At 64.5% G+C, this 6,870-nt stretch carries 6 protein-coding genes and 1 pseudogene; all 7 read right to left on the bottom strand.

What is annotated here, in order from left to right; translation table 11 throughout:
* Positions 1–788: ribonuclease III (gene rnc, locus JYJ84_RS24515; protein ID WP_205189561.1), on the bottom strand; the 788-nt coding region annotated here is incomplete at its 3' end.
* 153 nt (positions 789–941) lie between these two features.
* Positions 942–1,835, bottom strand: a complete 894-nt coding sequence (gene lepB, locus JYJ84_RS24520) for a signal peptidase I (protein ID WP_043181990.1) — start codon at positions 1,833–1,835, stop codon at positions 942–944.
* A gap of 16 nt (positions 1,836–1,851) precedes the next feature.
* Positions 1,852–3,645 carry a translation elongation factor 4 gene (gene lepA, locus JYJ84_RS24525; protein WP_122944844.1) on the bottom strand — a complete coding sequence of 598 codons (1,794 nt, stop codon included), beginning with the start codon at positions 3,643–3,645 and terminating at the stop codon, positions 1,852–1,854.
* Between the two features lie 199 nt (positions 3,646–3,844).
* Positions 3,845–4,081 (bottom strand): glutaredoxin family protein, encoded by a 237-nt coding sequence (locus JYJ84_RS24530; protein ID WP_175221281.1) that lies wholly within the window; start codon positions 4,079–4,081, stop codon positions 3,845–3,847.
* A gap of 7 nt (positions 4,082–4,088) precedes the next feature.
* Positions 4,089–5,591: a DegQ family serine endoprotease gene (locus JYJ84_RS24535; RefSeq protein WP_122944842.1), complete on the bottom strand. Its 1,503-nt coding sequence runs from the start codon at positions 5,589–5,591 to the stop codon at positions 4,089–4,091.
* Positions 5,592–5,607: 16 nt separating this feature from the next.
* Positions 5,608–6,660, bottom strand: coding sequence for a MucB/RseB C-terminal domain-containing protein (locus JYJ84_RS24540; RefSeq protein WP_122944841.1), 1,053 nt, complete (start codon positions 6,658–6,660; stop codon positions 5,608–5,610).
* Positions 6,661–6,665: 5 nt separating this feature from the next.
* Positions 6,666–6,870, bottom strand: a pseudogene (locus tag JYJ84_RS24545) (anti-sigma factor); the annotation flags it as partial.

Consider the following 6,870-nt stretch of genomic DNA (forward strand, 5'->3'; position numbering starts at 1 on the left):
GGCGAGCGCAGGTCGAGCGCTTCCTGCACGCCCTTCACGCCCGGCACGATTTCGGGTTCGACATGCTTCGACCCGCGCGCGTTTTTCGAGCGCTTCGGCTTCGTGGCCAGCATCGGGGCGGCCGCCATCACTTCATCGAGTGCCTTCTTCGCGGCGGCCTGCTCGGCCGCGCGCCGGCTCGCACCGGAGCCCGACACCTTCACGTCGAGCTTCGGCACCGTGCATTCGACTTCGAATTGCTGATTGTGCGCCGCACCATGCGTCGCGACCACCGTGTAAGTCGGCAGCGCGATCTTGTGCCCCTGCAGGTACTCCTGCAGCAGCGTCTTCGCGTCCTTGCCGAGCGTGCGCGGATCGATGTGGTCGAGAATCGGGATATAGAGGCGCTTGATGACCCCTTGGGCGGCTTCGAAGCCGCCATCGAGGAACACGGCCCCGATGATGGCTTCGAACGCGTCCGCGAGGATCGACGGGCGGCGGAACCCACCGCTACGCAGTTCGCCCTCGCCGAGCCGCAGCCCGTCCGAGATATTCAGGGCCTGAGCAATTTCATACAGCGACTGCTGTTTGACGAGGTTGGCGCGTACGCGCGACAGATCGCCTTCGTCCAGCTTGCTGAAACGCTGGAACAAAAGGGCGGCCACCGCGCAATTCAGAACGGAATCGCCGAGAAACTCGAGCCGTTCGTTGTGCGTGGCACTGTGACTACGATGGGTCAAAGCCTGGCGCAACAATTCCGCATTGCGAAATTCGTAGCGCAGCCGGCTTTCCAACTGGGATAGGGGCATGTGCAGGAGTATAACGCGGGCGCCGGTCGGGCCGAAACGGCACGGCTGGACACGAAAAGGCGTGACGAGGCGGTGTTACCGCCGGTTCTTAAAGTAGTTCGGCACTACGCGACGCGGCCCGTGCATCGCGTAGTGCGAATGAGTCGAATGCGATCAGTTGAAGGAACCGATGCGCTTCAGGTCGCTGAAGTTCATCCAGATGAAGAACGCGCGGCCGACGATGTTCTGGTCCGGCACGAAACCCCAGTAGCGGCTGTCCGCACTGTTGTCGCGGTTGTCGCCCATCATGAAGTAATGACCGGGCGGCACCTTGCAGATCACGCCGCGACTGTTGTACGTGCAGTTGTCGCGAAACGGATAGTCGTATGCGCCCATCACGAACGGCGGCACGGCCGGGTTGTTGAGGATCGCGTTCTTCTTGTTGCCGATCGTTTCCTCGAACTGCTTCGCGTAATTCTGGCGCTCGTCGTCGAAGAAATCGGGCAGCGGCGCTTCGGGCACCGGCTGGCCGTTGATCGTGAGCTGCTTGTCCTGGTAAGCAACGGTATCGCCCGGCAGGCCGATCACGCGCTTGATGTAGTCGACCGACTCGTCCTTCGGATAACGGAACACGACGACGTCGCCGCGCGACAGCGGGCTGCCCTGCGTGATCTTCGTGTTCGTGACCGGCAGGCGCAGCCCGTATTCGAACTTGTTGACGAGGATGAAATCGCCGACGAGCAGCGTCGGCACCATCGAGCCCGACGGGATCTTGAACGGCTCGACGACGAACGAACGCACGACGAACACCGCCAGGATCACCGGGAAGAAGCTCGCCGTGTACTCGAGCCACCACGGCTGGCGCAGCTTCTCGTCGCGCAGCTTCGAACGCGTCTGCACCGCGTTTTCATCCGCGAAACGCTTGTCGATGCGCGACTGCTGGCGATCGAACTCCTCGATCGCCGAGTCGGCCGCCTTGCGTCGCCGCGGCAGGAACACCAGCTTGTCCAGCACCCACGCTACGCCCGTCAAGACGACGAGCACAAAAAGAATCAGCGCAAAATTCATAAAAGGATCAGTCCTGTTATTTGTCTTCGACGCGCAAGATTGCAAGGAACGCTTCCTGCGGGATCTCGACCGAACCCACCTGCTTCATCCGTTTCTTACCCGCTTTCTGCTTTTCGAGCAGTTTCTTCTTTCGCGAGATGTCGCCGCCATAGCACTTCGCGAGCACGTTCTTGCGCAGCGCCTTGATGTTCTCGCGGGCAATGATGTGCGCGCCGATCGTAGCCTGGATCGCCACGTCGTACATCTGGCGTGGAATGATCTCGCGCATCTTCGCGGCCACTTCGCGGCCGCGGTACTGCGACTGCGAACGGTGGACGATAACCGACAACGCATCGACCTTGTCACCGTTGATCAGCATGTCGACCTTCACGACGTCGGCCGCACGGTATTCCTTGAACTCGTAGTCCATCGACGCGTAGCCGCGCGACACCGACTTCAGGCGATCGAAGAAATCGAGCACGATCTCGGCCATCGGGATCTCGTAGGTCAGTTGCACCTGACGGCCGTGATATTGCATGTTGATCTGCGATCCGCGCTTCTGCTCGCACAGCGTGATCACGGAGCCGACGTAGTCCTGCGGCATGTACAGGTTCACCGTGACGATCGGCTCGCGAATCTCCTCGATCCTCGGCGGCTCCGGCATCTTCGCCGGATTCTCGACCTTGACGATCGCGCCGTCGCTCATCATGACCTCGTAGACAACCGTCGGCGCGGTCGTGATGAGGTCCATGTCAAACTCGCGCTCGAGCCGCTCCTGCACGATTTCCATGTGCAGCAGGCCAAGGAAGCCGCAGCGGAAACCGAAGCCGAGCGCCTGCGACACTTCCGGCTCGTACTGCAGCGACGCATCGTTCAACTTCAGCTTCTCGAGCGATTCGCGCAGTGCGTCATACTGGTTAGCCTCGACCGGATACAGCCCCGCGAACACCTGCGGCTTCACTTCCTTGAAGCCCGGCAGCGGCTCGACGGCCGCCTTGGTCACGTGCGTGACGGTGTCGCCGACCTTCGCTGCCGTCAGTTCCTTGATGCCGGCGATGATGAAACCCACCTGCCCGGCCGACAGCGTTTCGAGATTGCGCGACTTCGGCGTGAACACGCCGATGTGCTCGACCGGATACTGCGCGCCGGTCGCCATCAGCTTGATCTTGTCCTTCGGGCGCAGCGTGCCGTTAACGATGCGTACGAGCATCACGACGCCGACGTAGTTGTCGAACCACGAATCGATGATCAGCGCCTGCAGCGGCGCGGCCGGATCGCCCTTCGGCGGCGGCACCTTCGCGATCAGCGATTCGAGCACGTCCTCGACGCCCAGACCCGTCTTCGCGCTGCAACGCGTCGCGTCGGTCGCGTCGATGCCGATCACGTCCTCGATCTCCTCGATCGCGTTTTCGGGGTTCGCGGCCGGCAGGTCGATCTTGTTCAGCACGGGAACGACCTCGACGCCGAGCTCGATCGCCGTGTAGCAGTTCGCGACCGTCTGCGCCTCGACGCCCTGGCTCGCATCGACGACCAGCAGCGCGCCTTCGCATGCGGACAGCGAACGGCTGACTTCGTACGAGAAGTCGACGTGCCCCGGCGTGTCGATCAGGTTCAGGTTGTAGACCTTGCCGTCGCGTGCGCGATAGGACAGCGCGGCCGTCTGCGCCTTGATCGTGATGCCGCGCTCGCGCTCGATATCCATCGAGTCGAGTACTTGCGCCTCCATTTCACGGTCGGCGAGGCCGCCGCATACCTGGATGATGCGATCCGCGAGCGTCGACTTGCCATGGTCGATGTGCGCGATGATCGAGAAATTGCGAATATGATCCATTCAGTGCCGATCAAGCGAAAAAGGCGCGCTCGACGACTGCAGAGCACGCCTTGTGTAAGTCGGTGAAAAAACAGCTTATTTTAGCCGAAAAGGCCTTTGCCGGGCGGGATTTCCTACGCCGGGCCGTGCAGTGGCCCGCCGGGGGCGCCTGCCGGGTCAAGCCCCGTGCGAAGCGACACCCGCCGGCGGCAGGCCAGGCTCAGCGCCGTGCCGTCAGCGCCTCGCGCACCCGTGCGTCGTCGAACCGGTGGCGGCATACCTCCGCCCCGTCCAGCAGCAGCACGGGCACATCCTCGTCGTAACGGGCGACAAGCGCCGCATCGGCGTCGATGTCGATGTAATCGACCGCGACGCCGAATTCGGCCGCCACCGGCGCCAGTGCGTCGCGCATGTCGTCGCACAGGTGGCACCAGCCGCGGCCGTAGAGCGTAAACATCGGCGCGTTACTTCTGGCGCGGCCGCACCGGCACGAACTGCGTGTTGTCGCCGCGCCGCACGAGCACCGCGACCGCCTTCTGCGGATCGAGCTGCGCGGTCACGTCGGCGAACTGCTTCGCGTTCGTGATGTCGGTGTCGCCGACACGCAGCACGACGTCGCCGCGCTGCAGGCCCGCACGGGCGGCCGGGCCGTCGACGCCGTCGATCTGCACGCCGCCCTTCAGCTTCAGCGTCTTCAGTTGCTCCGCCGTCAGGTCGCTGACCGTCAGACCGAGCGAATTGGTCTGGCGCGGCTTCTGCGGCACGTTCTTGCGCTGCTCGGCCTTCGCCGTCGATTCGGCCGGCGTCTCCGCGATCGTGATCGGCAGATCGCGTGCCTGACCCTTGCGCCATACGCTGACCGTCGCCTTGGTGCCGGGCTTCGTGTCGCCGACCATGCGCGGCAGATCCGACGCCGTATCGACCGAACGACCATTGAACTTCAGGATGATGTCACCCGGCTGGATGCCCGCCTTGTCGGCCGGGCCGCCCGGCTCGACGCTGCTGACGAGCGCACCTTCCGCCTTCGGCAGCCCGATCGAATCGGCCACGTCCTTCGTCACTTCGCCGATCGCGACCGCAATCCGGCCGCGCGTGACCTTGCCCGTCGCCTTCAGCTGGTCGGCCACGCGCATCGCCTCGTCGATCGGGATCGCGAACGAGATGCCCATGAAGCCGCCGGTACGGCTGTAGATCTGCGAGTTGATGCCGATCACCTCGCCCTGCATGTTGATCAGCGGGCCACCCGAGTTGCCGGGGTTCACGGCGACGTCGGTCTGGATGAACGGCAGGTAGTCGCCGGTATTGCGGCTCTTCGAGCTGACGATGCCGGCCGTCACGGTGTTGTCGAGGCCGAACGGCGAACCGATCGCGACGACCCACTCGCCGACGCGCACCTTGTTCGAATCGCCGATCGCGACCACCGGCAGGTTCGACGCCTGGATCTTGACGACCGCGACGTCCGTGCGATCGTCGACGCCGATCAGCTTCGCCTTGAATTCGCGCTTGTCGGTCAGCGTCACGTAGATGGTGTCCGCATCGTCGACGACGTGCGCATTGGTCATCACGTAACCGTCGGCCGACACGATGAAACCCGAGCCGACGCCGCGATTCTGTTCGGTGTCGGGCGGATTGTCCGGCGTCGGCGCGCTCTTCGGATTGCCGCCGCCATTGCCGCTACCGTTGCCGGGCGCCTGCGGCAGCGGAATGCCGAAGAAGCGCCGGAAGAATTCCGACATGTCGCCGTTGTCGAAGCCCGGCGGGAGCATCCCGCGCGGGCCGCTGCTCGTCGGCACGTTGGCGGTGGTCCGGATGTTCACGACGGCCGGCCCGACCTTTTCGACCAGGTCGGCGAAGTCGGGCAGGCTGGCAGCGGGAGCCGTCACCGCGAACGCGGTATGCGGCACGAGCGGCAAGCAGGCAGACAGCGCCGCGGCCGCGAGCCATTTGCGCAGCGTGAGTTTCATCATGTCGGAAGCCGTAGCGTTACTTGGAAGCCTTGTATTCTATGGCAGACGCGAACTGCTGCAACGTAGCCGGCGGCACTTCGCCGAGCACGGTGATCCAGTAGTCGCCGCGGCGCTTCACGAGCACGTTCGTTGCACCGGTGCTGCCCGCGCCTTCCTTGCGCGTATTCTTTTCGGCCGGCTCGATGAAGACCGAGATCGTCGCGAGGCCGTCGGTGAAGACGGCCTGGTCGACCGGGATCGGCGGCTCGCCCGCGTCGCGCGCGGCCATCGGCCGGCGCACTTCACGAATCTTCTGGAAACCGGCCACGCCCGGTGCGAGCTGCCAGCCCTGCGCTTCCATGTCGACTGTCGCGACCGGCGGACGCACGACCGTCCAGCCGTTCAGGTTGCGCATGCCGGCCGCGATCGCGGCCTTGTCGCCGCTTGCGCCGCCCGCCTGCAATTGCGAGAACGCGATCTGCTCGAGCACGTGATCGTTCGCATCGAGCGTCTGCGAACGCAGCAGCAGCCCGGTGCGCGCGTCGGCCCACAGCTTGTACGTGAAGCGGTACGCATCCTTCGGCACGAGTTCGACGACCTGCGCGTCGATCCCCGCCACGCGATCCTTGCCGAGCGACTTTGCGTCGTAGACGGACATCACGTGCTCGCCGCTCGCGCCGAGCAGCGCGGGGAACGAGTCGCGTGTCTGACGGCGTTCGACCACGCACAGCTTGCGCTCGGGCACGAACGTGTACAGCTCGTCGTTATGGCGCAGCAGCTTGCGCGGCTTGCCGTCAAGCGTCTCGATGCGCTCGAACTCGCCGTCGCGGGACGAGACGTGCGCGATGCGCGACGACTGCACATACCCGCCGCGCTGGTAGACGAACGTGCCTTCGTAGCTCTGCTGCTGCGCCGCCTGCTGGACACGGTCGAGCCAGTCCGCGGCACCCTTGCGGGTCGCGACGGGATCGTCCGGTTGCTGGGCGCTGGCAGGAAGGGATTGAACGGACAACAGGGCGGCTGCGCAAAGCAGGAGGGCCGGCAGCCGCTTCCATCCGGAGATGGCGTGATTCAACTGCAATGTCCGCATCGGGTTTATTGGCCTGGCGTGGTGGTCACGGCAGCGCGGATCAGCGGCATCGAACCCGTGACGACGGGCTGCTGCGCGAATTGCTGGTGCGCTTCAAGGTATTGGTCGAGGCTGGCGTCGCGAATGATGTTGACGTCCTGCAGCCCCGGCTGGGCCGATGCCTGCGCAACCGTCACGCGCTGCAGGTTGCCGCCTTGCGGCGCACCGGCC

Origin of the sequence: Burkholderia sp. LMG 13014, from assembly GCF_905232215.1 — a bacterium.
In the GTDB taxonomy this organism is placed as follows: Bacteria; Pseudomonadota; Gammaproteobacteria; order Burkholderiales; family Burkholderiaceae; genus Burkholderia.